General features: G+C 36.2%; 24 protein-coding genes. 19 read left to right on the top strand and 5 right to left on the bottom strand.

Annotation, left to right across the window (positions count from 1 at the left end; translation table 11 throughout):
- The first annotated feature begins 135 nt into the window (after positions 1-135).
- Positions 136-1,377 (top strand): hypothetical protein, encoded by a 1,242-nt coding sequence (locus QM419_RS08660; RefSeq protein WP_414278506.1) that lies wholly within the window; start codon positions 136-138, stop codon positions 1,375-1,377.
- 21 nt (positions 1,378-1,398) lie between these two features.
- Here the strand turns inward: QM419_RS08660 and QM419_RS08655 are convergent, their stop codons facing one another.
- From QM419_RS08655 to QM419_RS08645, 3 genes are read right to left on the bottom strand one after another with little or no spacing between them, the layout of a single operon-like run.
- Entirely contained in the window at positions 1,399-2,379 is a 981-nt protein-coding gene (locus QM419_RS08655) for a caspase family protein (RefSeq protein WP_002892291.1), read from the bottom strand.
- 10 nt (positions 2,380-2,389) lie between these two features.
- On the bottom strand, positions 2,390-2,767 hold the full coding sequence (locus QM419_RS08650; protein WP_414278505.1) for a TIR domain-containing protein: 378 nt from the start codon (positions 2,765-2,767) through the stop codon (positions 2,390-2,392).
- 53 nt (positions 2,768-2,820) lie between these two features.
- On the bottom strand, positions 2,821-3,384 hold the full coding sequence (locus QM419_RS08645; protein ID WP_414278504.1) for a hypothetical protein: 564 nt from the start codon (positions 3,382-3,384) through the stop codon (positions 2,821-2,823).
- Between the two features lie 243 nt (positions 3,385-3,627).
- Between QM419_RS08645 and pezA the strand changes: the two genes are divergently transcribed.
- From pezA to glmS, 14 genes are all read left to right on the top strand, one after another.
- A complete protein-coding gene (gene pezA / locus QM419_RS08640) occupies positions 3,628-4,104 on the top strand; it encodes a type II toxin-antitoxin system antitoxin PezA (RefSeq protein ID WP_414278503.1) in 477 nt (158 codons plus the stop codon).
- Entirely contained in the window at positions 4,104-4,865 is a 762-nt protein-coding gene (gene pezT / locus QM419_RS08635; RefSeq protein ID WP_414278502.1) for a type II toxin-antitoxin system toxin PezT, read from the top strand. Before pezA ends, pezT begins: the two co-directional genes overlap by 1 nt.
- Before the next feature lie 56 nt (positions 4,866-4,921).
- Complete coding sequence (locus QM419_RS08630) at positions 4,922-5,101, top strand: hypothetical protein (RefSeq protein WP_414278501.1); 180 nt, start codon at positions 4,922-4,924, stop codon at positions 5,099-5,101.
- Entirely contained in the window at positions 5,102-5,665 is a 564-nt protein-coding gene (locus QM419_RS08625; RefSeq protein WP_303407538.1) for a hypothetical protein, read from the top strand.
- Positions 5,652-5,885, top strand: a complete 234-nt coding sequence (locus QM419_RS08620) for an ABC-three component system middle component 6 (protein WP_000925380.1) — start codon at positions 5,652-5,654, stop codon at positions 5,883-5,885. The genes QM419_RS08625 and QM419_RS08620 overlap by 14 nt, the downstream gene beginning before the upstream one ends.
- Positions 5,875-7,581, top strand: coding sequence for a hypothetical protein (locus QM419_RS08615; protein ID WP_414278500.1), 1,707 nt, complete (start codon positions 5,875-5,877; stop codon positions 7,579-7,581). The genes QM419_RS08620 and QM419_RS08615 overlap by 11 nt, the downstream gene beginning before the upstream one ends.
- 572 nt (positions 7,582-8,153) lie before the next feature.
- Positions 8,154-8,948 carry an FxLYD domain-containing protein gene (locus tag QM419_RS08610; RefSeq protein WP_414278499.1) on the top strand — a complete coding sequence of 265 codons (795 nt, stop codon included), beginning with the start codon at positions 8,154-8,156 and terminating at the stop codon, positions 8,946-8,948.
- 363 nt (positions 8,949-9,311) lie between these two features.
- A complete protein-coding gene (locus QM419_RS08605) occupies positions 9,312-9,896 on the top strand; it encodes a DUF6287 domain-containing protein (protein WP_414278498.1) in 585 nt (194 codons plus the stop codon).
- Positions 9,897-10,193: 297 nt separating this feature from the next.
- Positions 10,194-10,706: a GNAT family N-acetyltransferase gene (locus QM419_RS08600; protein ID WP_178894601.1), complete on the top strand. Its 513-nt coding sequence runs from the start codon at positions 10,194-10,196 to the stop codon at positions 10,704-10,706.
- A gap of 146 nt (positions 10,707-10,852) precedes the next feature.
- Positions 10,853-11,539, top strand: a complete 687-nt coding sequence (locus QM419_RS08595; protein WP_178894602.1) for an XRE family transcriptional regulator — start codon at positions 10,853-10,855, stop codon at positions 11,537-11,539.
- A 3-nt stretch (positions 11,540-11,542) separates the two neighbouring features.
- The gene (locus tag QM419_RS08590; protein ID WP_414278497.1) at positions 11,543-12,958 is read left to right on the top strand and encodes a Y-family DNA polymerase; all 1,416 of its coding nucleotides are present in this window, start codon (positions 11,543-11,545) and stop codon (positions 12,956-12,958) included.
- Positions 12,955-13,317 carry a hypothetical protein gene (locus QM419_RS08585; RefSeq protein WP_414278496.1) on the top strand — a complete coding sequence of 121 codons (363 nt, stop codon included), beginning with the start codon at positions 12,955-12,957 and terminating at the stop codon, positions 13,315-13,317. The genes QM419_RS08590 and QM419_RS08585 overlap by 4 nt, the downstream gene beginning before the upstream one ends.
- Entirely contained in the window at positions 13,310-13,603 is a 294-nt protein-coding gene (locus tag QM419_RS08580) for a DUF5960 family protein (RefSeq protein WP_414278495.1), read from the top strand. The genes QM419_RS08585 and QM419_RS08580 overlap by 8 nt, the downstream gene beginning before the upstream one ends.
- Before the next feature lie 249 nt (positions 13,604-13,852).
- Positions 13,853-15,661, top strand: coding sequence for a glutamine--fructose-6-phosphate transaminase (isomerizing) (gene glmS, locus QM419_RS08575; RefSeq protein WP_414278494.1), 1,809 nt, complete (start codon positions 13,853-13,855; stop codon positions 15,659-15,661).
- A 32-nt stretch (positions 15,662-15,693) separates the two neighbouring features.
- Here the strand turns inward: glmS and QM419_RS08570 are convergent, their stop codons facing one another.
- Entirely contained in the window at positions 15,694-17,169 is a 1,476-nt protein-coding gene (locus tag QM419_RS08570; RefSeq protein WP_414278493.1) for a M protein trans-acting positive regulator PRD domain-containing protein, read from the bottom strand.
- 151 nt (positions 17,170-17,320) lie between these two features.
- The gene (locus QM419_RS08565; RefSeq protein WP_006149519.1) at positions 17,321-18,805 is read right to left on the bottom strand and encodes a DUF1846 domain-containing protein; all 1,485 of its coding nucleotides are present in this window, start codon (positions 18,803-18,805) and stop codon (positions 17,321-17,323) included.
- 149 nt (positions 18,806-18,954) lie between these two features.
- Between QM419_RS08565 and QM419_RS08560 the strand changes: the two genes are divergently transcribed.
- The 4 genes from QM419_RS08560 to QM419_RS08545 all read left to right on the top strand — a co-directional run bounded on the left by QM419_RS08560 (position 18,955) and on the right by QM419_RS08545 (position 26,466).
- Positions 18,955-20,565, top strand: coding sequence for a glycoside hydrolase family 13 protein (locus QM419_RS08560; RefSeq protein ID WP_414278492.1), 1,611 nt, complete (start codon positions 18,955-18,957; stop codon positions 20,563-20,565).
- A 168-nt stretch (positions 20,566-20,733) separates the two neighbouring features.
- Positions 20,734-22,701: a peptide ABC transporter substrate-binding protein gene (locus tag QM419_RS08555; protein WP_414278491.1), complete on the top strand. Its 1,968-nt coding sequence runs from the start codon at positions 20,734-20,736 to the stop codon at positions 22,699-22,701.
- A 162-nt stretch (positions 22,702-22,863) separates the two neighbouring features.
- Positions 22,864-24,822 (top strand): peptide ABC transporter substrate-binding protein, encoded by a 1,959-nt coding sequence (locus QM419_RS08550; protein ID WP_414278490.1) that lies wholly within the window; start codon positions 22,864-22,866, stop codon positions 24,820-24,822.
- Between the two features lie 195 nt (positions 24,823-25,017).
- Entirely contained in the window at positions 25,018-26,466 is a 1,449-nt protein-coding gene (locus QM419_RS08545) for an LCP family protein (RefSeq protein ID WP_414278489.1), read from the top strand.

Genomic DNA, 26,466 nt, shown 5'->3' with positions numbered 1-26,466 from the left:
TTTTGCAATAATCTAAGTAAGTAGAAATAAGTTTATAATCCATGAAAATCTCCTTCATCAATAATCATGCTATTATAAACTTATTTAGGAGCTTTGTATAGTGATAATAAATAGTTATCGGTAGGAGTGGGAAAAATGGATGATAAAACATGCTTTGTAGTTATGGGTTACGGAGTAAAGAAAATTCCTGGGACGTTGGTGAAGCTAAACTTAGATGATATATATTTTACGTTTATAAAGCCAGTTTTATCACGGAATAATTTGAACTCCATTTACTCCACAAATGCATATCGAGGTGATGAAGTTCCTACTTCTGTAGCTATTAATAAAAATTTCATTACATCTATTTTTTTAGCTGATATAGTAATTGCTGATATAAGTACTCTGAATCAAAATGCAATCTATGAGTTAGGACTTCGTCATGCAATGAAACCTAAGTCTACAATTATTCTTTGTGAGGAAATTACGATTCGCAAATATCCATTTTTTGATATCTCAATGAGTCCACAGATAAGATATCATAGGAAGAAAATATTATCGGATGAAAACTATAGAAAATCCGTTCAGGAACAATTGGAAAAAACTTTAATAGCTTGTTTAAATTCTAATCCAGAATACATTGATAGTCCTGTATTTGATTATAATTTATATAGAATTGAACCATTAATTCAATTGTCAAAAAACGAAGATACAGAAGGCGACTCGATAAGGACTATGATTCAAGAAGCTGAAAATTTGAAGGAAAATATGCAGTTTGAAGAAGCCGAGAAAAAGTATCTTCAGATTTTAAACTTATCTTTTGATGAGGACATATTGTCTCAATACATTTTATGTCGCTATAAAAAGGTTATAACCATAGAAAATCTACTTTCGACCTTATCATACATTGATAAAAAAATAGACTTAACCACCTCTACAAATGAAAACTTGCTAGGTATTGTTGCAGCGATAAATAAGCAAATTTTTGCACTTAATAGAGAATGTAAGTTCTTAGAACAAGCTAGAAGATATTACAAAAATGGTTCAAATTTTGAGAGTGGGAATCTATATTGTGCTAGAAATTACTGTGCTCTTTTATTAAAACAATATCGTATATCTAAGGACATCGAATCAGTAAAAGAATACTATTACTCTGCTGTTCATTTTGCTAAAACTTGCTTAACAGAATTACAATTTCTCAAACGAGAGGAAACTGAGCTCGATGATACTTGGTTTAATGAAAATGTTAAAGATTTGACTTTAATTGCATTTGGTACTGACGAATCAATTATTAAATTTAAGCCTATTACAAAAAGGCAAGAAGAGACTGTTACCTCAGGTCGTAAAGAGCTAAAGGAAGATTATTACGAAACTCTAAAAATAATAAAAGGGAAGTGAGTCAATTTACTCACTTCCCTTTTAAAATCTCTTATCTCTTGATAATTTCCAATAATGTAAACCTAGTGGTGTCAAACGACAAGACTTGCTGTTCATAGCAGCAAAATACATGTGTTCCTCCCCAACAGGTTCGATCAAACCAACACTTTCATATAGTTGCAATTCTTTAAATTTGTCTACATTTGTTTGCTGAGCAAACGGCTCTTTATATTCATGAGTAATATCAGGTGTATTGGTAAATTCAAATGATGGGTCTAATTGAAATTCAGAAGTTGGTTCCACAAAGTAATGATGAAGTTTTCGTAATACCTTTTTGGATACTTTAGCTTCAACAGTTCTGATAGGTAAAAATCCTGTAATATTTGTTTTAAATAGTGGTCTTTGTTCCCACACTCCAAGTGACTGATCTACAAAAGAATATAAACTAGCAGGAGTGATATTTCCGCTAACATCTGCTGCTCCACCTTTTAGAGCCTGAATAAGTAATTCAGTAAATACACCATGACCAGTTATTCCGTCTTCAATGGCAACCTCATCTCGATTGCTAGCTGTTAAAATCGTAACGCCTTTTCCAATAATAGCATCCGGGGAATCTATAGCACTAAAATCTCCTAACTTCCCAGAATAACAACAATCTAAAATGATAATTTTATTCCGACTTTTAGAGATATTCGCTAGTCGAAGTATATCATTCATAGAAATTCCCATATCATAGCCATTAAAATCTGGCGTTACAATTTGACCAGCCATCTCATCTGTTCCATGACCTGAGAAATAAAAAAGTGCAATATCAGATTCTCCCTCTTTAAATAAAGAATGAAGGTCCTCCAATAACTCTGCTTTTGTTTGTACATTACGTTTTAGCTTAACACTGAAATTAGGAGAACCATCCTCGTTTGTCTCTAATAATTTCGCTATCTCCTCTGCATCATTTACACATCCTCTTAATGGAGCCTGAGAATATGCATCAATACCAACAATTAATGCCTTATTTTTTAGCATAAATTGTACCTCACAATTGTTTTATCCATGCGCTAATCATTTCCCAATTCCAATCTACTACAGGAATATAGCCACATTCATTTGGAATCGTTACATCACTATGATTTTTATTACCATAAATTGCAAATAGTGGTATCCCCTCATCAGTAGCACAATTCATTTCCCAAATTTGCCCATTGGCTTGCTTGGTATTCTGAGTGATGATAGAAATCATACCATCACAGCCTCTAATCCTTGTTCTACATCTAGTTTTCCATTGTGAATCCCACGGTTGCTTAACAGACATATCCACAAATTCAAATGGGGAGTTCGTATTTCGTGATTGTCCTTTTAGTAAATCTCGAAGATTTTCATCCTCAATTGCAAAGCTTATAAAGATTCTTTTCATCTAAATTCTCCTAAAAATGTACTCTATCTCATTATACCACTTTAGAAAACGCTTTATACTATTTTTCCTTCAATTTTATTAAATGTTTGCTCTAGGGATTTATTCCAACAGTATATTTCTTTTTCTAAAATATTCTCAAAAAAGAAATCAATTTGTGAAGTGTTTTCTAAAGTAAAATCTGATACAGATACAATTTTTTTATCATCCTTTAAAATGCCATCAATACGTAAATTTTTCTGCTTAATAATTAAAATGGGAATATTATTTGAAATTGCCATAGCACCTTCAATTTGACAGAAAGAACTAGTAATCCATTTTCCATCTAATGATTGTTCTTCGGCTTCAAAAAATTTTTTATTCTTAACTGCGCCTTTTTTTAAAATACCGGATTGAATATATGTATGTCCAAAAGCTAAGATGACCATACCGTAACATCTTTTTATCATTTCATTCAAAACAGTTAGAGATTCATATGGTGAATAATCTTTTGCTTGTAATGTTATACTTTCGATATTGTACTTATCTAAGGTACTTTTTAATTTTTCTATAAAGTACTGTTGTTCTTTAGTAAATGGATTAGGTCTACTCAAAAAAACTCTTATTTTTTTATTATTCACGCCAGATTTCTCCTACCGATAACTATTTATTATCACTAGTATACCATAGATTCATATCTCCAATATGTTTTCGATTATACTTTTCTTACTTTTTTATATTCTCAAAAACTTTTTGAACAGCTTCATAGTACTTTTTCTTCAATAACTAAATATGAGGTATTCTATCCATTAGCAACAACGCACCAAAAATGGTGCGTTTTTATTTTTTATGTTATAATAGAAATAAATAAAAGGAGGAGTTACATGATTGGAGAAAATATAAAAACGTTACGTAAAACACATAAATTAACCCAGCCTGAGTTTGCAAAGATTATTGGTATCTCTCGAAATAGCCTAAGTCGTTATGAAAATGGGACAAGTTCAGTTTCAACAGAATTAATAGATCGTATCTGCAAGGAATTTAATGTTTCTTATATCGATATCGTAGGGGAGGAAAAAATGCTTACACTAGTAGAAGATTATCAGTTAACTCTGAAAATTGAAGTGATTAAAGAACGAGGTGCGAATATCTTAGCGCAACTTTATCGTTTTCAAGATGAACAAGGAATTGCATTTGACGATGCTTCTAATCCTTGGGTTCTAATGAGCGATGATCTTTCTGATTTGATTCACACGAAGATTTATCTTGTTGCAACTTTTGAGGATGTGGAGCGATATAATGGCTATTTGGATGGCATTGAACGTATGCTAGAACAAGCTCGTCATCTGGTGGTGGCTTAATGAAACTAGAAGAATTTAGTCAAGATGATTTTGAACGAGCATCCAAACGACTCCTTCGTTCTTTAACTCGTGGTAAAACAAGCTCATCTCAGCCTAAGGCTATCTTGCTCGGTGGACAGAGTGGTGCTGGTAAGACAACGATTCATCGTGTGAAACAAAGGGAATTTCAAGGTAATATCATTATCATTGATGGAGATAGTTATCGCTCTTTTCATCCGAACTACCTTGACCTACAGGAAAAGTATGGCAAAGATAGTGTGAATTATACCAAAGTATTTGCGGGCCAAATGGTTGAATATCTCGTAGATGAATTGAGTAAACAAGGTTATCATTTGTTAATCGAGGGCACCTTGAGAACAACAGAAGTTCCTAGAAAAACGGCACAATTATTGGCAACTAGAGGATATCAAGTCTCACTTGCACTGATTGCGACCAAGCCAGAATTGTCCTATCTCAGTACTTTGATACGTTATGAGGAGCTCCATGCTTTAGACCCTAGTCAAGCTAGAGCGACTCCCAAAGAACACCATGATGGAATTGTAGAACATTTAGTTGATAACTTACGAGAGTTAGAAAATGACAAAATTTTTAATCAAATTCAAATTTATCAAAGAGACCAATCGTGTGTTTATGATTCGGAAATAGATCAAATCTCAGCAGCAGAAGTTTTACAAGAATGCCTCTTCGGAAAATGGAGTAAGGTGGAGGAAGAGATGTTTAAGATGGGACAGGAACGGTTGAGAGAACTGGGGGAAGTGTGACGGTGGGGAATTAATTTTTACATGGATATTTAGTATACAATATGAGGGGGTAGATAATGGAAATGGTAAATACAATTTTAGGAATAGTTGGCTCGTTGTTTGGTATATATGCTACAGCAATTTCTCTTAAAAATAAGAAAGATATTGAAGTAATTATAAAAAATTCTAATAATAGTCAAAATATAGGTAATAATAGTAGTAATAATGTACAAAATATTGGTGATAGGGGGAAATAGATGGCTAATTCTCAGAGTATTGGAAATCATAGCAATAATAATACTCAAAATTTATACATAACAAATATTGAGCAGCGTCCATTGATCCCAACTGTTATTTTTCAGCTTTTAAAATATGTTGAAGGATTTCACTCTCAAAACGATGAAAAGTTTTTACTTGAACAACCAGCTGAATTAAAGGCAAAACTACAATTTAATAATTCTAGGAGATATATTAGATTATTTAAAGAGGGTCTAGGTAACTATATTTCACTAGAAAAGGTACTAAAAGACGAATTCACAGATAGTCAAAGAGTAGTTGAAAATATAAAGAATATTTTTATGGATCATACTCCTATTGATGCAGAAGGAAATCCGACAGTAGGTAATGGTGATGAATGTTTGAAAAAGATGCATGATGATATCAAAGAAAGAATCGCGAGAGATCCTGATTTTTTATCTAGTCAAATTGATGACCTAGAATTGGATAAATTTATTATTGCACTTCTTCAATATGGAGTCATGGAGTGTCAGATATTATTAAATCCAAATATTTATATGGAGGATAATAATGTTATTACTTGATAAAAATGCGGAGCCCAAAAAGACTATTTTTTATATCTCAGCTATTGTACATGGCTTGATCTTAAAGAAGATAGTTAATATAGAAAGTCTTTATATAGAACTTCAAAAAGAAATTGAAGATGAACTAAATTATGATTTTTTTATTTTAGCACTAGATTTTCTTTTTCTATTAGATAAAATAAGAGTTAATAATGAAGGAGATATTGAGAGTGTTCATTAAATGTTTGAGTATTATCAGTAAAAATACTGATGTTGTATTGAGAAAAATAGAATTTAAAAATGGAATTAATTTTATAGTAGATTCGGAGAAGTCTGACAAGCATAATAAAGTTGGAAAAACAACATGCTTAAAACTACTAGATTTAAGTTTAGGGGCAAAAAGTAAAGATGCCATTTTTAAAGATTACGAAACACAGAGTGTTAATGAACAATTAAGATTGTTCATTGAAAATCAAAAAATCTATACTGATATGGTGTTAATAGATGATTTCAACAATCCTTCTAAAGAAGTTTCTATAAAGACAGAGTTGTTTAACAGAGGTAAGCGGTATATTAATGGTGAGCAAACTTCATATGATGAAGTTAACAAATATTTAAATGAATTATTGTTTGAAAATAGTTCTCAAAAGCCAAGTTTTAGAAGCACAATAAAGTCATTTGTACGGATTTTAATGACTAAGGATAATACTCAATTTTTAAAAGTATTAGATAATTTTTCAAATATTTCGGAATATCGTGCTATATATAATTATTTGTTCGATATTTCAGATCCTAAAAACGATTTAGAACTTGGTAAATTAAAACAGGAATTAAAAAAAATAAAAGGTAAGGAAGAGAATTATAAAAAAACAAATACTATAGGTGATGTTGTAAAAATAAAACAAATTAATGTTGCAATTGATAAAGAAATTGATCGGTTAGAAAAAGAAATAAATGATTTAGTGGATAAAAAAGCATTTGAGAAAAATAGAGTTCATATCAACAATATTAGAAAAAAATACGAGGAGATAAGTCGACAATTAAGTAAAATTGATTTTGACATTTTACAGTTACAAAAATATATCAAAGAGGCTGAGGAGAAATCCCAAAGAATAGTTAATCAAGAACTGGCAAAAGACTTTTTTCAAGAGATTTCAGAATTACTACCTAGTATTACTAAAACTTTTTTGGATTTAGTTGAATTTAATTCCCAATTGAGTAGAAATAAATTGTCTTATTTTAATGATAGAATTCAAGAATTGATAAGAGAAAAGGAAAATAAAGAAAATATATTGACGGAATTGACTGAAAAAAATTCAGAATTCATTTCCTTAGTAGAAGAAAATAAAGTAGATTTATATTATGATAAGTTAAATCAACTAAATGAGTTAAAAATAAAAAAAGTACAAAATGATTCAACAATTATTAGCTTAGAAAACATTGAGGAGCAAAAACAGTCTATAGAAAAAAGACTATCTGAACTGGAGATGACTGTTAAAAATAATGAAGTAGAATACCAGAAAAAAATGGATATTTTTAATAGTTATTTTAAGAGCGTTGCAGGTCGAATAAATAAAGAACAGCCTGTCTTACTTTATAATCCCAAGACAGATGAATTTCCAGTTTCAATTGATCAACTATCTGAAGGTACAAGTACAGGGACTAGAAAGTCCCTTATCGCTGCATACGATATTGCTTATCAACTTTTTGCTAGAAAAATTAATAAAGTAACTCCTAAATTTATTGTACATGATGTTCTTGAGAGTATTGAAGGTGATGATATTAGGGCGTTAGTTGACGAAGTGGAAAGTAATCAAATACAATATATTTCAGCGATTTTAAAAGAAAAGTTGGTATCCTCTGGGATGTCATTGGAGGAACAAAACAAAATGATTATTTTGGAACTTTCTATGAAAGATAGATTGTTTGAAAAATGAAGTGAGTTATTAAATGTTCATTGTTAAGTATTTATAATCTAAATCAGATACCTAAGATTTATTCTAAATTTATATCTATTATAAAATGTACAAAACAATAATAATTCAAATGGTGTGAACTTTTTGGTAAAATCTAGCTCAATTCGTGTATTTTTAGGGTAAAATTCACACCATTTAACTGAAAGTTATTCAAATTAGATGAAATTCTGTTTTCTTTAAATGTGGGAAAACATTGATTTTAAGCGGATATTGAAACTTATTCAAATAAAAGTGTTTCCAACCAGGTCTTAAGAAAGCTCGTAAAGCATCACAATTTAGTAAACGTTAATTCGAAAGAATTACGATACTTACAAAGAGCACCTTTCGGGGTGCTCTTTTTTTTGTTAAAAAGTAAGACTTATCACAAAATTTTTCTTGAGTTATTTTTTATCGACAACTTTTCTCAAATATATGAAATTCATTTGAAATAGAAAAGGGCCTATATTTACAATACTTTTCAAAAGCATCTATTAGTTTGACAGTAATCAAAGGAGTGTTATAATAGAAAAAAAGATAGAAATGAGAGATTGAGTGTGGGGAAAAAACTATTAGGTGTAGTTTCAATACTTCTACTAATGCTTTTGCTTATATTTAATGCAAGTAAAAACAACAATAATACCTATGATAATGAATTTTTAACTTCGTTAGCAAAAGGGTTAGATAAACGTTGGGAGTTTGTTGCCAAAAGGGAGTATGATAAAGAATCACTAAAAAACTATAGAATCTGTGTGGATTATGAACTAAATGAACTTAAGAAATATAAAAATCGAGAGTTCGAAAATCCTGAGTTAAAGAAACTAGCTGACACCTATATTGATGTCCTTAAGAATGAAAAGGAAACGGCAATAAATCGAAAATACTTGGATAGAATCTTTAGAAACGAGTGGAACAAACTCCAACATAAACGTTATGAATTACTTTTAGATATTAATTCAATAAGTGAAATCCCTGTTCAAGATAAAAATAGTTTAAATGATATATTGAGATCCGGTGAAGCTGTTAAAGAATTTAATAGAGTTTACGGAATATTAGTAGATACGTTTGATGCAAAAAACTTTGTTGTTGAAGAAGTTGAAAATGGATCAGAAAAAGAGAAACGATACGTGGGGAATTTTGAAAATACTACAGGTCATCGCATCAATTACATAGATATAAATATTTCTTTTTATGATGAAAATGATAAAATTTATTCTGGTTTTAAGTTTGAAACAAGATATTTATGGGAAAATGGAACTAAACAAAGCTTCGAATTCTCGATTCCAGATTCAGACAAGAGGTTCAAATATTTTAAGGTTAATTTGGGTGAAAACAGTTTTAGGTATAAGTAGCCTTCTTGTTTTATTAGCATAAAAATAATATATTTTCAATAGGTCTTAAGAAAGCTCGTAAAGCATCACAATATAGTAAACGTTAATTCGAAAGAATTACGATACTTACAAAGAGCACCTTTCGAGGTGTTCTTTTTTGTACTTTCTTACTAAATTGGTGCAACATGACAAAGTCAGTTGCCTCAAAACGTTAATCAATACGATACTATCAACATTTACAGACATTCAAGAATTTTCTCTTGGATGTCTTTTTGTTTTAAAAATACAAAATTCCCCCAAACAATATATTTAAATCCAATATTTTGTTCCTTGTATGAGTGTAGTATGATATAATTAAATAAGAATAATTTAAAGGAGTTATGAATGAAAATAGGAAAAGGCATAAATTGGCTTTTGATTTTGTTATGTTCCTTAATCCCTATAGTGCTGATAAGTTCTATCTTCTTCTTTTTTAATCATAAGAAGCAAGATGCAGAAGTAGTGAATACTCCTACAACGGAACAGCGTTCTACTACTAGTACGATAACGACTAGTTCACCAAGTACTAGTTCAACGACTTCCCAAGATAGTATTACTACTACCACGGAGGAGGAAAGATTTTCGACACAAGAAGAGAAAACGAATGCTGAATCACAAAAAATAGATGAGCAAGCCATTCTAAATGGAGATTTCTCTACTCTAGTTGGAACGTGGAGAAATGGACTTGGCCAAGAGTTTACATTCGATAAAAATGGATTAGTAAACAGTGGGAACATTGAGAAAGTGAGCATGGGTAGCCATGGAACTATTGAATTCAGTGTTAGATCTGGTTTTACAGGGTATGGAATGAGTGTTTACCCTGCTGGACTTATTATAGATGGGTTAGATTCTGACTTAAGTAAAAACAGGCTTACTGCTGGTCAAGCTGCTCCAACTAAATCAGAACAAGTTTTTTATAAAGTAGACTAAATAATCAACCATCTCAGAATTAATGAGATGGTTTTCTTCTTTATTTGTAAGTCATTATCATTTTATGAAGATGAAGCAAGTGGGTTTAAAAATAGCTTCCATAGGTGTTTCCAGCTTGTTTAGCAAGATGTTGGAATTTATGAGGACCTTGATGGATATTATTTTTCTTCATAGTATGTTGTGTTATAATGTAGATGCGATATGAATAAATTAAGATAGCTCTGTAAATTCTGTAAATATCACTTTGTGTGAACATGACTACATTTGAATTTATAGAATGATAGGAGGTGGTTTACAATGATAAGTTTAGAGTTGATGTCTGAAGAAAATAGCATAGATGTTTATTCTTTTGAAAAAGAAAATAGAGAGTATTTTGAGCGAAGTTTACCTCCTAGACCAGCTCACTATTTTGATTCAGAAAGTTTTAAAGAAATTACAAGGGAATTGTTAAGGGAACAAGAGAATCATGATGTCTACATGCATCTTATTAGAGATACACAAGGTGTTATGGTTGGAAGAATCAATTTAAGTGTTTTAGGGAAGGATAGAAAAACAGCAGAACTTGGATATAGGATTGGAGAAAATGTTACTAATTTAGGATATGCCAGCGAAGCGGTTAAACTCGTTTTAGAAAAGGCCTTTACTACTTATGGTTTACATAAGATTATTGCGGGGACGGCAACGTACAATCTGGCTTCTCAGAGAGTGCTTTTAAAAAATGGTTTTACCTTTAGTAAAATCATAGAAAATGACTTTCAAATGAATAACGAGTGGATTAATACGGCAGTATTTGAGATAAGGAATCTATAGCATCATCATTACCAGCCGTTTGCCAAACCTCAACATTTCTAGTAGACATTCGTCTACTTTTTTTATATAATAAAACTAAACCAAAATGGTTGAATTTTGAAAACAAAGTCAACCTACGATGAAAACATCACGCTAGGAGGTAAAACATGTACCAACCAGAAAAACTCAAAGCTCGGAGAAAAGAGTTAAAGCTAACACAGAAAGAAATTGCAGAGCAGCTTGGCATTAGTTTTCAGGCTTATTCAGCTTGGGAACGCGGAGTCAAGGAGCCTTCTAAAGAGAAGGTTGCTCAACTAGAAGATCTTTTAAAAGTACCAAAAGGCTATTTCACCCAAATCGAAATTGTCCGTCTCTATAATAGCCTCTCGAACCAAGGGAAAGAAAAGGTGGTAGTCTATGCCCGTAATTTGGCTCAAGAAGAACAAGCCAAGAAGGTGACTGCTATTTCAGAAAAACTCTACGAGTATCACGTCTATGAACGCATGTCGGCTGGTATCGGAGCTTCGGTTTATGATGATCGAAACTTTGATACGGTTTACTTCAATGAAGAATTGGCTCACGATTTTGCTTCATGGGTGTCTGGGGATTCTATGGAACCTAAATATCAAAATGGTTCCGTGGCTCTGATTCGAGAGACAGGATTTGATTATGACGGAGCTGTCTATGCAGTGGTTTGCAATAACCAGACCTATATCAAACGGGTCTACCGTGAAGAAGATGGTCTGCGTCTGGTCTCTATCAATCCTAAATACAAGGATATTCACATTTCTTACGAAGAAGATCCGCGAATTGTGGGCATTATCGTAGGTAATTTTGTACCGATGGAGGGATAGTCTATGGGCTACTTTGATTATTCCAGAGAGCCCAAAAGTGATATTGCCTTTGTTGATATGAAGTCCTTTTATGCCAGTGTTGAGTGTGTGGAAAGAGGACTCCATCCCCTCAAAACCTCCCTTTGTGTCATGAGTCGAGCGGATAATTCTGTTGGGCTGATTCTTGCCTCCTCACCTATGTTCAAAAAGGTCTTTGGGAAAGCAAATGTCGGTCGTGCCTATGACCTGCCCTTTGATATCCAGACGCGTAAATTTTCCTACTACAATGCCAAGAAACAAGGCTTGCGGACAGATCCAGCCTATGTGAAATTTATCGAAGATTGGGCCCAAGTAACCGTGATTGTTCCTCCTCGGATGGATAAGTATATCGCAGTTAATATGGAAATCCAAGGAATCTTTCAGAACTATGGCAGTCCAGATGATATTTATCCTTATTCAATTGATGAAGGCTTTATTGACCTAACTAGTTCGCTCAATTATTTTGTCCCAGACCAGCAGATTTCTCGTAAAGATAAGCTGGATATGCTTTCGGCTCGTATTCAGAGGGATATTTGGCGACAGACAGGGATTTACTCGACGGTCGGCATGTCGAATGCCAATCCTCTGCTTGCTAAGTTGGCCTTGGATAATGAAGCCAAGCGAACACCAACCATGCGAGCTAACTGGTCTTACCAAGATGTGGAAGATAAGGTTTGGGGTATTTCCAAGATGACTGACTTCTGGGGGATTGGGCGTCGGATGGAGAAGCGCTTGAATGGTTTGGGGGTTCATTCGATTAAGGAATTGGCTAATAGCAATCCTGATATCCTGAAGAAAGAACTTGGTCAAGCTGGACTGCGCCTGTGGTTTCATGCCAATGGGATAGACGAGAGTAATGTTCATAAACCTTATAAAGCCAAATCTCACGGCTTGGGCAATTCACAAATTTTACCGAGAGATTATGTCAAACAGCGAGATATCGAAATTATACTCCGAGAGATGGCGGAGCAGGTGGCTATCAGACTTCGAAGAGCTAGTAAAAAGGCGACAGTGGTATCTATTCATCTTGGTTTTTCTAAGCAGGAACAAAAACGTTCCATCCATACCCAGATGAAGATTGAGCCGACCAATAACACCAGTATTTTGGTCAGCTATGTGCTGAAATTATTCCATAGTAAATACACTTCTGGTGCTGTTAGGAGTGTTGCCATCAGTTATTCAGGATTTGTGGATGAATCCTTTGCTTTGATTTCCCTTTTTGATGATGTTGACAAAGTAGAAAAAGAAGAAAGACTCCAGACGGCCATTGATTCTATTCGAGAGCAATTCGGATTTACTTCTCTCTTGAAGGCAACTGCCTTAGAAGATGCGTCTAGAAGTATTGCCAGAAGTAAGCTGATCGGAGGGCATTCTGCTGGAGGGTTAGATGGACTAAAATGATTGATCGTTCTTATTTGCCCTTTCAATCCGCGAGGGACTATCAGGATTCAGGGATGCAGAAGTGGATGGGCTTCTTTTTATCAGAGCATACGACTTCGCTCAGTGAGGAAAAAAATCGTGTGGATTTATCGACAGATTTGAATCCAGTCGAGAAGTTATTGCTGCTTTCCCAGCTCTACGTCGGGCGACTAAAAGGTTGCTTTGTATTTCGAGAAAAAGAAGGCAAAAGCAGGATATTTGGTGAAGTAAGAGAATTGTCTCCTCAAGAAATCTCTGTTAGAACTGATGAGGGTTATAGATTGATAAGGGTAGATGATATTCTCGCAATCCAATTATGTCAGGAGGAAGTTCATGACTAGAAAAGAGCTATACGAAAATAAATTGCAGATGGATTATTTTTCAGATGACTATATCCGATTTGAAGAAGATTTCCAAAAATACTCTGCCATGAATGTGCCTCTGACTTTTCTGATTGACGATATTCTGCGAACCATGGCTATCAATCAAAAGAATTACTTTGTCTTGAACAAGGAAAATGCCAAGGACGGTAGGGAACATCGGTTTTATTTTAGGGTGAAGATGGAAAAAGATTGTCCATGTACTCGAACCTATGCTTATCTTGGGCTTATGCGAAATCATCAGTAAAGACTCTCGTATTAGATAGATGTTGTTGCAATAATAACATCGCAGACAACTATCATTTCCAGCCATTCAAGAGCTATTTCTTGAATGGTTTTTTGTTTGCGGTTTAAAAGTAATTGAGCTATACCAATTTTTATTCTTGACAAGTGAAAGAAACAAGTATATACTGTTTTCACTGATTCTAAAAACAGAAAATCAGACTATACCAATTTCGATAAGGAGAAAGCACAGCTTGTCTGTGTCGTATATACTATGTGTGGAATTGTTGGTGTTGTTGGAAACACAAATGCAACTGATATTTTGATTCAAGGACTTGAAAAACTCGAATACCGTGGTTATGATTCGGCTGGAATTTTTGTTCTAGGTGGTGCTGAAAGCCATCTGGTCAAGGCTGTTGGTCGTATTGCAGAATTGTCTGCCAAGACAGCAGACGTTGAGGGGACAACTGGTATTGGACATACTCGTTGGGCGACTCACGGGAAACCAACAGAAGATAATGCTCACCCACACCGCTCTGAGACAGGACGTTTTGTCTTGGTGCACAATGGTGTGATTGAAAACTATCTTGAAATCAAGGAAGAATACCTTGCAGGTCACCACTTCAAGGGACAAACAGATACAGAAATCGCCGTTCACTTGATTGGAAAATTTGTTGAAGAAGACGGATTGTCAGTACTTGAAGCCTTCAAAAAAGCCCTTCACATCATCCGTGGTTCTTATGCCTTTGCTTTGATCGACTCTGAAAATCCAGATGTCATCTATGTGGCCAAAAACAAATCACCACTTTTGATTGGTCTTGGCGATGGCTACAACATGGTTTGCTCAGACGCCATGGCCATGATTCGTGAAACTAACCAATACATGGAAATCCATGACCAAGAATTAGTAATTGTGAAAGCTGATAGTGTCGATGTTCAAGATTATAATGGGAATAGCCGTGAGCGTGCTAGCTATACAGCTGAGCTTGACTTATCTGATATCGGTAAGGGAACATATCCTTACTACATGCTCAAGGAAATCGACGAGCAACCAACAGTTATGCGTAAGCTCATCCAAGCCTACACAGATGAGGCGGGTCAAGTAGTGGTAGACCCAGCTATTATCAAGGCTGTTCAAGACGCAGACCGTATCTACATCCTTGCTGCTGGAACTTCTTACCATGCAGGATTTGCTTCTAAGAAGATGTTGGAAGAATTGACAGATACGCCCGTTGAACTTGGTATTTCATCTGAGTGGGGTTATGGGATGCCACTTCTCAGCAAGAAACCACTTTTCATTTTTATCAGCCAATCTGGTGAAACAGCTGATAGCCGTCAGGTTTTGGTTAAGGCCAATGAAATGGGAATCCCAAGCTTGACAGTGACAAACGTGCCAGGATCAACGCTGTCACGTGAAGCTAACCATACTATGTTGCTTCATGCAGGCCCTGAAATTGCCGTAGCTTCAACCAAGGCCTATACAGCCCAAATCGCAGCCCTTGCCTTCCTTGCAAAAGCAGTTGGTGAAGCAAATGGCAACGAAAAAGCCAAAGATTTTGACCTAGTTCACGAGTTGTCTATCGTAGCCCAGTCTATAGAATCAACTCTTTCAGAGAAAGAAATGATTGACGCTAAGGTTCGTGACCTTCTTGAAACAACACGCAACGCTTTTTATATCGGACGTGGTCAAGATTACTATGTAGCCATGGAAGCCAGTCTCAAGCTCAAAGAGATTTCTTACATCCAATGTGAAGGCTTTGCGGCTGGAGAACTCAAGCATGGAACAATTGCCTTGATTGAAGATGGAACACCTGTTTTGGCCCTCTTGTCAGACCCAGTCCTTGCCAACCACACTCGTGGGAATATCCAAGAAGTGGCAGCTCGTGGTGCTAAGGTCCTCACCATCGCAGAAGAAAATGTTGCCAAATATACAGACGATATCGTTCTTACGACCGTACACCCTTACCTTTCGCCAATCTCAATGGTCGTACCAACGCAACTAGTCGCTTACTTTGCAACCCTACACCGTGGACTCGATGTGGACAAACCACGTAACCTTGCCAAGTCAGTAACGGTAGAATAACAAAAAAGTCTAGTTTAACTAGACTTTTTTTATTATAAATCTTGCATAGAAATTTTATTAAGTTCGTTGACAACTTGTAGAATAGATAGTCGGCTAATGTTCATGATTCGCTTATTATTAATTTCTTTAATATCAAAATTAGTGATAATAGCGTCATAGTCACTTTGCCTAATTTCTTCGATATTTAGGGTTTCTTTATCCCAAGTTTCATACTGGATGTTATTTGCAGTATGGAATTCGTAGAGAGATATCAAGAATTCTGGATGAGCAAAGTCATACTCACTGAGAACTAAGACTTTGACTTTCTTTTTATGTTCAAACAATTGATCTGTAAGCCCCTCTGCGTGGGTAAATAGGGTGTAGATTAGGTGAGAAAGAGCAGGTATCTTCTCCTTTTGTCCCATAATATTCTTATAGCGCATCATTTCAAAGACTGTTGCTTCATAAAAATTAGGGAAGAATTTTTTAATCTTTCCAAGTGTATAGTCTTTATTTTGTGAAATGATCGATTCGGAGTTGATTTCTCTTCGCTCAAGCAAGGCAGTGTTATGCAGATTCCAAATCAAGGTATCCGTATTTGAAAATTGAACACCAAATCTTCGAGTCAAGTTGTCCAGAATGTCTCGTGCAGCATGATAGGACAAATTAACTTTTTCGTCAGATTGACGAGCAGCTAGAAAGTCTTCGACTGTGAAGAAGAGGCTAGGTTCAGCAAATGGACTGAAGATTTGATAGAGATTTTCCGGATTGATATCAATGTTAAGTCCTTGGGCCAATTCTTGTAACTGATGCTGAAAATCGGGTAGTTGGTCGAAAATAGGATTTAACCAGGAAATGTTTTGTTCTGATAACTGAACGAAATATCCTCTCTTCATTCGGTGCAAATCGACTGTAGCCTGTGTTCTGATTTGGTAAAGATTTTGATATTTTGCAGGGAATTTCGCCAAATTGATGAAGAAAGAGACAAAATTATTTATATTTTCTTCCTTAACCTCCTCAAAGGGCCAGTCCAGAAAATTATAAGCTTCGTGGAAAAATTGGGAGAAGAAAAATCGAATATCTTTTTCATCTCCAATGATAGATATTGGGGTTACCTTGAGCTTAAAGCGGTAAGTTCCATCAAGTGTCTTATTGATATCCGCAATTTTCTTTCGCAAGGAAGGAAGGGAAATATCCAGAGACTGGGCAAGATGCTCATAGGTAAAGGGGCTGTCCAAAAGGAAAAATGCTTTTAAAATTTGAAAATATTCAGACGTCTGTAAAAAATATTGGTAAATTCGCTCAATGCCATTATTTTTCGTATTCACCATCATTATCCCCGCAGTTGAGTGTCGAATATCAAAATCAGGAAAGATTTCACGTAATTCTTTGATATCACTTTTAATGATGCGAGCATTGTGTCCAATGGTTTTAGATAAATCATCTAGGTAAATCCAGTCAGGATTTTCAAACAAATATTCTAAAATCTTTAATTGCCTTTGCTCTTTTTGACTGAGTAATTCTCTCATTTTAATAAACTCCCGAAGTAATGTTAGAATAATTAGAAAAGAAGATAGTCGGAAATCGTCAGCATCATAAAATAAAGTCACCCCTTAAGAGAGATTCGAAATCTATCGAAGAGGGGTGATACTTGATAAGAAGTTCTTACTAGTTTTCAATCTACTTACGATATAAACGGTCGTATTGGTAGTATGGATCAAAGGTTACGTTAATTCCCAATTTACGGAGAACATTCTTATCTTCGTCCGTTAAGATGATCGTAGAATGAGCTTCGCTACCTTTGAGATTTCCGAGTTCTTTCATAGCACGGTCTGCATCAGGATTCTGCATAGCTGTAATTGCAAGAGCGATGAGAATTTCGTTAGAATGAAGACGTGGATTGCGACTACCTAAGTGATTGATTTTCAAACCTTGGATTGGTTTCACCACTTCTGGTTCAATTAACTTGGTTTCAGCATCGATATTAGCTGACTTTTTGATTGCATTAATCACAGCAGCAGCTGTTGGACCAAAGAGTTCCGAGTTCTTACCAGTGACAATTTCACCAGAAGGTAACTCAAGTGCTAGAGCAGGTCCATCTGTTTCTTCAGCTTTTTGTCGAGCGGCAACAGCAACCTTACGGTCAGCTGGCGTGATGCCGAGATCATTCATGAGAAGTTCGATTTTCTTGACAGCAGACTCAGCAACTTTTTCGGCTTTAAAGTCGAGAACTGTTTGGTAGTAGCGACGGATAATCTCTTGTTTTGATGCTTCAATTGCAGCATCGTTATCAGTGATTGCAAAACCAACCATATTTACACCCATGTCAGTTGGAGATGCATAAGGAGATTCACCCAAGATACGTTCGAGCATACGCTTGAGAACAGGGAAAATTTCGATATCACGATTGTAGTTGACTGTAGTTTCTCCATAAGTTTGGAGATGGAATGGGTCAATCATATTGACATCGTCAAGGTCTGCAGTAGCAGCTTCATAGGCTAAATTGACTGGGTGATGCAGTGGAAGGTTCCATACTGGGAAGGTTTCAAACTTAGCATAACCAGATTTGATGCCATTCAGTTGGTCGTGGTACATGTTAGACATACAAGTTGCCAACTTACCTGAACCAGGTCCAGGAGCAGTCACGACAATTAAATTGCGACTAGTTTTGATATAGTCATTTTTCCCCATACCTTCAGGTGAGATGATGTGATCCATATCTGTCGGATATCCCTTGATAGGGTAGTGAAGATAAGAGTCAATCCCATTTTTTGCTAATTGATTACGGAAGGTATCTGCAGCAGGTTGACCGGCGTATTGTGTGATAACAACAGAACCAACAAAGATACCAAGTTCGTTAAATTTATCAATCAAACGTAGCACTTCTTGGTCGTATGAAATACCCAAATCACCACGAGCCTTTGAGTGCTCGATATTGCTAGCGTTAATGGCGATAACAACCTCAACTTGTTCTTTCAACTCTTGTAAGAGTTTGATTTTGTTATCCGGCTCATAGCCAGGAAGGACACGGGCAGCGTGGAAGTCCTCCAACATCTTGCCTCCAAACTCCAAGTATAGCTTGCCGTCAAACTGGTTAATACGCTCCAAAATATGGTCGCGTTGTAAGTTTAGATATTTTTCAGAACTAAAAGCTTGTTTTTTCATTTTTTTACCTCTGTTTTCTATTATATAAAAAAAATAAAAGATAAGAAACTACAGAGTAATAAAAGTAAGAAAAAAGATAGAGCAAACGCTTGCACAAATGATGAAAAAAGTCTATGATGGAGTAAAGTTAAGTTAAAAGAGGTGAAAAGATGCAAGAAAAATGGTGGCATAATGCTGTTGTTTATCAAGTTTATCCAAAAAGTTTCAAGGATAGTAATGGAGATGGGATTGGTGATTTACCTGGAATTACTAGCAAGTTAGATTATTTAGCTAAGCTTGGGATCACAGCAATTTGGCTTTCACCAGTTTATGATAGCCCTATGGATGACAATGGTTATGATATTGCCAATTATCAAGACATCGCTTCTATCTTTGGAACCATGGAAGACATGGACCAGCTGATCGCTGAAGCCGAAAAACGAGATATTCGAATCATCATGGACTTGGTTGTCAATCATACCTCAGACGAGCATGCCTGGTTTATCGAAGCGCGTGAAAATCCTCAAAGTCCCGAACGTGATTACTATATTTGGCGAGATAAACCCAATGATTTAACCTCTACTTTTAGTGGTTCTGCATGGGAATATGATGAAAAATCTGGTCAATACTATCTACACTTTTTCAGTAAGAAACAACCAGACCTCAACTGGGAAAACGAAGAGCTCCGTCATAAAATCTATGAGATGATGAATTTCTGGATTGATAAAGGGATTGGCGGATTCCGTATGGATGTCATTGACATGATTGGGAAGATTCCTGATCAGAAGATTGTCAACAATGGTCCCATGCTTCATCCCTATCTCAAGGAAATGAATCAGGCAACTTTTGGCGACAAAGACCTTTTGACAGTAGGGGAGACTTGGGGGGCAAATCCAGAAGAGGCCAAGAAATATTCGAATCCAGAAGGTCAAGAGTTGTCTATGGTCTTCCAGTTTGAACATATCTGTCTTCAGTATCAGGAAGGACAACCTAAGTGGCACTACCAAAAAGATCTGGATGTCTCTAAGTTGAAGACTATTTTTAATAAATGGCAAACAGAACTCGGAGTGGAAGATGGTTGGAATTCCCTCTTCTGGAACAACCATGACCTTCCACGCATTGTTTCCATTTGGGGGGATGAGGAGCAATACCGTGAAAAATCTGCCAAAACCTTTGCAATCTTACTTCATCTTATGAGAGGGACTCCCTATATCTACCAGGGTGAAGAGATTGGGATGACCAACTATCCGTTTGAAACTCTGGACCAAGTAGAAGATATTGAATCCCTCAACTATGCGCGTGAGGCTCTTGAAAAAGGCGTTCCGATTGAAGAAATCATGGACAGCATTCGTGTGATTGGACGTGACAATGCTCGTACGCCAATGCAGTGGGATTCTACAGATTATGCTGGTTTTTCAAGTGCAAAACCTTGGCTATCAGTCAATCCAAACTATGCGAAGATTAATGTAGAAGAGGCTTTAGCAAATCCAGATTCCATCTTCTATACTTATCAAAAACTAGTTCAGATTCGCAAAGAAAACAGCTGGCTGGTTCAAGCTGACTTTGAATTATTAGAAACGGCTGAGAAAGTCTTTGCCTATATCCGTAAGGACGGGGAACGCCGTTTCCTAGTGGTAGCTAACCTCTCAAATCAAGAACAAGAATTTCACTTTAATGGGGTTCTCAAATCAGTCTTGGTTGCTAACACCGATGTTCCAGACAAACTCGAGCAATTAACACTAGCTCCTTGGGATGCCTTCTGCGTCGAATTGGCCAATTAAACCTAAAAAACTCAAGTATCCAAGATGCTTGAGTTTTTTCTAAAATAAGTGTAGGAATTTCTTTAAAAAATATTATTTTGAATTTTCTAAAAAATTGCATGAAAACCCTTGCTTTTATAAAAAAATAGGGTATAATGGTGAAAAATAGTATTTTAAAGGAGAATACCGATGAAATCGAAAAAGTTGCTCGCAGTAGCAGGGATAACGATGAGTGCAGCTCTTCTTTTGGCAGCTTGTGGCAAGACTGAGAAAAAAGCAGACGCTCCAACAACATTTTCATACGTATATGCCATCGATCCATCAACATTGGATTATAGCGTTACAAGTAAAAGTTCAACATCAGACGTCATCGCTAACTTGGTCGACGGACTCTTGGAAAATGACAAATACGGAAACTTGATTCCATCTCTTGCTGAAGACTGGTCGGTTTCACAAGACGGTTTGACCTACACTTACAAGCTACGTAAAGGTGTCAAATGGTATACTTCTGAAGGGGAAGAGTACGCTGAGGTCAAGGCTCAAGACTTTGTGACTGGTTTGAAGCATGCTGCTGATGGTAAGTCAGATGGCCTAACTCTTATCCAAGATTCTATCAAAGGTTTGGCAGAATATGTCAGTGGTGAAAGCAATGACTTCTCAACAGTTGGAGTTAAAGCAATTGACGACTACACTGTTCAATACACCTTGAACCAGCCAGAAAGCTTCTGGAATTCTAAGGTGACAACAGCGACTATGCTCCCAGTTAATGAAGAATTCCTAAATTCTCAAGGGAAAGATTATGGTGCAGCAACACCTTCAGGTATTCTCTATAATGGCCCATATATTTTGAAGAACTTTACTTCAAAATCTGTGATCGAGTACGAAAAAAATCCAAATTATTGGGATAAAGACAATGTTAAGATTGACCACGTCAAACTTACTTTCTACGATGGATCTGACCAAGAATCATTGATTCGTAGTTTCTCATCAGGAGCCTATACAACAGCTCGTCTCTTCCCAACAAGTTCAAACTTTGATTCAACTAAGCAAGAATACGGGGATAAGATTGTCTATAGCCCGCAAGAAGCGACTAGCTATTACTTTACTTTCAACGTGAATCGCCAGTCTTACAATAAAACAGCTAAGACAGATGAAGCACAAAAGACTTCTACAAAAGAAGCACTTCTCAATAAAAACTTCCGCCAGGCAATCAACTTTGCTCTTGACCGTCATTCTTACTCTGCTCAGATGAATGGTGAAGAAGGAGCGGACAAGATTATCCGTACCAGTCTTGTACCTTATGACTATGTTCAGGTCGGTGAAAAGACTTTCGGTGAATTGGCTCAAGAACAATTGGTAACATACGGAGACCAGTGGAAAGATGTAGCTTTGACAGATGGTAAAGACACTCTTTACAATCCAACAAAAGCAAAAGCTGCTTTTGAAAAAGCCAAGTCAGAATTGCAAGCTAAGGGCGTAAGCTTCCCAATCCATTTGGATATTCCAGTTGAACAAACAGATGTCATTGCTGTTCAACAAACCAATTCCCTCAAACAATCTGTCGAAGCAGCGCTTGGAACTGAAAATGTTGTCATCGATGTGCTTCAAATGACAGACAATGAGAAAATGAGTATTACTTCTCAAGCCAAGGTTCCTTCTCAAAAAGACTATGACTTGAATGGAACTGGTTGGGGACCAGACTATCAAGATCCAGCTACCTATCTCAATATCCTAGATGCTAAGAAGGGTTCTGCCCTTAAACACTTGGGTATTACAAAAGGTAAAGATACAGAAGTCATGGCTCAAGTTGGTCTTGATGAGTACAAGAAACTCTTGGATGATGCAACATCAGAAACAACCGACCTTAACAAACGCTATGAAAAATATGCCAAAGCACAGGCTTGGGTATCTGATAGCTCACTCCTCATCCCTGTAGCGTCTTCAGGAGGTTCTCCTACAGTTAGTCGTACAGTACCATTTTCGAAAGCCTACTCTCAAGTTGGTATCAAGGGAGATCCGTTTGTATTTAAAGGTTTAGAGTTGCAAAATGATATTGTGACCACTAAAGAATACGAAGAAGCTCTCAAAAAATGGCAAAAAGAAAAACTTGAAACAAACGCTAAATATCAAAAAGAGTTAGCCAACCACGTTAAATAATCTTAAACAACGATGAAAGAAATCCTGATTTTATGCGGGATTTCTTTCTTTTTTTTCATATACTGACGAGAGGGCGAATAATTAAATAACTTTACTTTTGGGGCGAAATTTGATAGAATAGATACATGTCATAAAACCTAACATATAAGGAGAGAATGAATCATGAAACTCAAAAAACGACTGATTGGAGCGGGGTTGACGCTTGCCGCGGCGGTCTTATTGACAGCGTGTGGGAAGTCAGCATCAGATGCTAAAACCTACTCGTCAACATTTGGTGCCGATCCAACAACCTTCAACTACATTTTGGATTATTCTGGTGACAATACTAATGTTATTACCAACTTGGTAGATGGTTTGCTTGAAAATGACAATTATGGAAATCTCATTCCTGCTCTTGCAGAAGATTGGAGTGTTTCAAAGGATGGTTTGACTTACACTTATAAACTTCGTCAAGATGCTAAATGGTTCACTGCTGATGGGGAAGAATATGCCCCGATTAAAGCACAAGATTTCGTCACAGGTATCAAATACGCAGCGGACAACAAGAGTCAAGCGCTCGATTTGATTCAAAACTCAATCAAGGGCTTGGATGATTATGTCACAGGCGCAAATACCGACTTTTCAAATGTTGGTGTTAAAGCCTTAGATGACCATACTGTCCAATATACCTTGACACGACCAGAACCATTCTGGAACTCTAAAACTACCAATAGTATCTTGTTCCCTGTCAATGAAGAGTTCTTGGCTTCTAAAGGCAAAGAATTTGGAGAATTAAAACCAGATAGCATTCTCTACAGTGGTCCTTATTTGTTAAAAGAATTTACATCAAAATCATCACTTGAGTATATGAAGAACCCTCATTACTACGACCAAGAAAAAGTGACGATTGAAAAGGTAAAACTAGCTTATGTTGATGGTTCTGACCAAGACATGACAATCCGTAATTTCGAAAGCGGAGCCTACTCGTCTGCTGGTGTCTACCCAAATAGTTCAAACTTTGCTAAGACAAAGGAAAAATACAAGGACAATATCGTCTATAGCTTGCAGGATGCGACTTCTTGGTACTATAATTTTAACGTTAATCGTCAAGCTTACAATCATACAGCTAAGACTAGCGATGAGCAAAAACAAGCTACCCAGGCTGCAATTTTAAATAAAAACTTCCGCCAGGCACTCAACTTTGCAATTGACCGTACAGCCTACTCGGCTCAGTCTAATGGAGAGGAAGCGGCTAAAAACACTCTTCGTAACACACTTGTGCCACCAACTTTCGTGCAAGTAGGTGACAAGACTTTTGGTGAAACAGTCGCATCTAAGTTGGTAAACTACGGTACGCAGTGGTCAAATATGAATCTTGAAGATGCTCAAGACGGCTACTTCAATAAAGAAAAAGCACAAGCTCAGTTTGCAGAGGCTAAAAAAGAATTAGAAGCACAAGGTGTGACCTTCCCAATTCATTTGGACTTGCCTGTAGACCAAGTTAACAAAACCTTGCTTCCAAAGATTCATTCGCTTAAACAATCTGTCGAATCAACTCTTGGGGCAGAAAATGTAGTGATTGATGTCGTTCAAATTTCAACAGAAGACTATGCTAATGCGACATTCCAAGCGCCAACCACAGCTGATCATGACTATGACTTGAACTTGGATGGTTGGTCTGCAGACTACCAAGATCCATCGACTTATCTCAATCCTTTCAATGCTGAGGATGGATTCTATCTCAAGATTTTAGGACTTGATCCAAGCAAGGATGCTGATAAGATTACAAATATCGGATTGGACCAATATACTCAAAAATTGAAAGTGGCAGATGCAGAAAATACAGACGTAGCCAAACGTTATGAAAATTATGCAGACGCACAAGCTTGGCTGATTGATAGTTCGCTATTGCTCCCTGTAAATTCAAATGGTGGTGGGGCTTCAGTAACACGTGTGACACCATTTACACGAGCTTACTCACTTGTCGGAATCAAAGGTACTGGAAGTAACTACAAGTACATGAGATTGCAAACTGAAGTAGTAACAACTGCTCAATTTGACGAAGCTAAAGCCAAATGGGAACAAGAACGTAAAAATTCTGTCGAAAAGAGTCAAAAAGAATTCGAAAGTCACGTTAAATAATAAAAAATAGAGCTTTTTAAGAGCTCTATTTTTTATTATAGTTGTGTTTTGGGAGCGCAAAAGGCATCAAAAACAATTATAAACATAAACAACGAAAATACTTTCTTGAAAGTAAACGTTTCCTTGGCTGGTATGGATAGCCTTGAGAGACAATTTATGATATAATTAACTTAAAATGTTTTGTAGAGGTGTTTCATGAAAAGTAGACGCATTAAAAAAGGTAAATCTAGTAAGTTTCAGCAGAGTTTAAATGTAGGTTTGTTGCTAATCTATGCTGTTCTAGCTTCTTTTTTATTGTTTTTGATTTTTAGATATCAGATTTTAGCGGTCAGTTATTTTAATGTTATCTTGGCAGTAGTCTTAGTGCTCGTAGCTTTATTATCCCTGTTGTTGATAGTTAAGCGCAAAGCCAAGATATTCACTTTGATAGTGCTATTGCTCTCTGTCTTATTCAGCTCTGTAGCTTTGGTAGCTGTAAATCGATTTGTAGGACTTGCCAATCAATTCAATGCAACGTCAAATTATTCAAGCTATTCTATGAGTGTGGCGGTACTGGCAGATAGTGAGATCAATAATGTTTCTCAATTATCCAGTGTAACTGCTCCAACAGGAACAGATGGTGAGAATATTCAAAAATTGATAGATGACATTAAAACAACTCAAAGTAAGGAATTGACAGTTGAGGAAGCTTCTTCTTACCTAGCATCCTATAAGAGTTTGATAAATGGAGAAACCAAAGCGATTGTCTTGAATGGCGTTTTTGAAAATCTAATTGAACAGGAATATCCTGACCATGCTAAAAAGATTAAGAAAATCTATACAAAGGACTTGACCAAGAAGGTGGAAGCACCTAAGGTTGCAACAGGAAATTCTTTCAATGTTTATGTCAGCGGGATTGATACCTATGGTCCGATTAGTTCTGTTTCGCGCTCAGATGTCAATATCATCATGACAGTTAATCAGGATACCAAGAAGATTCTTTTGACGACAACTCCTCGAGATGCCTACGTTCCTATCGCAGATGGCGGGAATAACCAAAACGATAAGTTGACGCATGCGGGTATCTATGGTGTAGATGCTTCTATCCATACCTTAGAAAATCTTTATGGTATCGACTTGAACTACTATGCTCGTCTCAATTTCACCTCTTTCTTGAAGTTGATTGACCTTCTTGGAGGCGTTGATGTCTATAATGACCAAGAGTTTACTGCACATACAAATGGCAAACACTACCCGGTTGGAAATATCCATCTTGATTCAGAACTGGCTTTAGGTTTTGTTCGTGAACGCTACTCCTTGACGAACGGTGATGGGGATCGTGGTCGTAACCAACAAAAAGTTATTGCGGCGATTATTCAGAAATTGACCTCGGCGGAAGCCCTGAAAAACTACGATAGCATCATTCAAAGTTTGCAGGATTCGATCCAGACCAATATGCCACCAGAAACAATGGTTAGCCTTGTAAATACTCAGTTGGCAAGCGGTGGAAAATATACCGTTACCAATCAAGATTTGAAAGGGACTGGACGTATGGGTCTTCCGTCTTACGCTATGCCAGATAGCAATCTTTACATGTTAGAAATTGATCCAACGAGCTTGGAGACTGTTAAGGCGGCCATTAAAGATACAATGGAAGGAAAATAA

The sequence above is a fragment of the Streptococcus infantis genome (assembly GCF_047464715.1).
Classification (GTDB): domain Bacteria; phylum Bacillota; class Bacilli; order Lactobacillales; family Streptococcaceae; genus Streptococcus; species Streptococcus infantis_S.
This window is presented reverse-complemented; position numbering and strand designations above follow the sequence as displayed.

What these genes read in the sequence shown, in the direction of transcription:
- QM419_RS08660 (WP_414278506.1), top strand. Translation starts at nt 136, where the DNA reads ATGGATGATAAAACATGCTTTGTAGTTATGGGTTACGGAGTAAAGAAA.
- QM419_RS08655 (WP_002892291.1), bottom strand. Translation starts at nt 2,379, where the DNA reads ATGCTAAAAAATAAGGCATTAATTGTTGGTATTGATGCATATTCTCAG.
- QM419_RS08650 (WP_414278505.1), bottom strand. Translation starts at nt 2,767, where the DNA reads ATGAAAAGAATCTTTATAAGCTTTGCAATTGAGGATGAAAATCTTCGA.
- pezA (WP_414278503.1), top strand. Translation starts at nt 3,628, where the DNA reads ATGATTGGAGAAAATATAAAAACGTTACGTAAAACACATAAATTAACC.
- pezT (WP_414278502.1), top strand. Translation starts at nt 4,104, where the DNA reads ATGAAACTAGAAGAATTTAGTCAAGATGATTTTGAACGAGCATCCAAA.
- QM419_RS08630 (WP_414278501.1), top strand. Translation starts at nt 4,922, where the DNA reads ATGGAAATGGTAAATACAATTTTAGGAATAGTTGGCTCGTTGTTTGGT.
- QM419_RS08625 (WP_303407538.1), top strand. Translation starts at nt 5,102, where the DNA reads ATGGCTAATTCTCAGAGTATTGGAAATCATAGCAATAATAATACTCAA.
- QM419_RS08620 (WP_000925380.1), top strand. Translation starts at nt 5,652, where the DNA reads ATGTTATTACTTGATAAAAATGCGGAGCCCAAAAAGACTATTTTTTAT.
- QM419_RS08605 (WP_414278498.1), top strand. Translation starts at nt 9,312, where the DNA reads ATGAAAATAGGAAAAGGCATAAATTGGCTTTTGATTTTGTTATGTTCC.
- QM419_RS08600 (WP_178894601.1), top strand. Translation starts at nt 10,194, where the DNA reads ATGATAAGTTTAGAGTTGATGTCTGAAGAAAATAGCATAGATGTTTAT.
- QM419_RS08595 (WP_178894602.1), top strand. Translation starts at nt 10,853, where the DNA reads ATGTACCAACCAGAAAAACTCAAAGCTCGGAGAAAAGAGTTAAAGCTA.
- QM419_RS08590 (WP_414278497.1), top strand. Translation starts at nt 11,543, where the DNA reads ATGGGCTACTTTGATTATTCCAGAGAGCCCAAAAGTGATATTGCCTTT.
- QM419_RS08585 (WP_414278496.1), top strand. Translation starts at nt 12,955, where the DNA reads ATGATTGATCGTTCTTATTTGCCCTTTCAATCCGCGAGGGACTATCAG.
- QM419_RS08580 (WP_414278495.1), top strand. Translation starts at nt 13,310, where the DNA reads ATGACTAGAAAAGAGCTATACGAAAATAAATTGCAGATGGATTATTTT.
- glmS (WP_414278494.1), top strand. Translation starts at nt 13,853, where the DNA reads ATGTGTGGAATTGTTGGTGTTGTTGGAAACACAAATGCAACTGATATT.
- QM419_RS08570 (WP_414278493.1), bottom strand. Translation starts at nt 17,169, where the DNA reads ATGAGAGAATTACTCAGTCAAAAAGAGCAAAGGCAATTAAAGATTTTA.
- QM419_RS08565 (WP_006149519.1), bottom strand. Translation starts at nt 18,805, where the DNA reads ATGAAAAAACAAGCTTTTAGTTCTGAAAAATATCTAAACTTACAACGC.
- QM419_RS08560 (WP_414278492.1), top strand. Translation starts at nt 18,955, where the DNA reads ATGCAAGAAAAATGGTGGCATAATGCTGTTGTTTATCAAGTTTATCCA.
- QM419_RS08555 (WP_414278491.1), top strand. Translation starts at nt 20,734, where the DNA reads ATGAAATCGAAAAAGTTGCTCGCAGTAGCAGGGATAACGATGAGTGCA.
- QM419_RS08550 (WP_414278490.1), top strand. Translation starts at nt 22,864, where the DNA reads ATGAAACTCAAAAAACGACTGATTGGAGCGGGGTTGACGCTTGCCGCG.
- QM419_RS08545 (WP_414278489.1), top strand. Translation starts at nt 25,018, where the DNA reads ATGAAAAGTAGACGCATTAAAAAAGGTAAATCTAGTAAGTTTCAGCAG.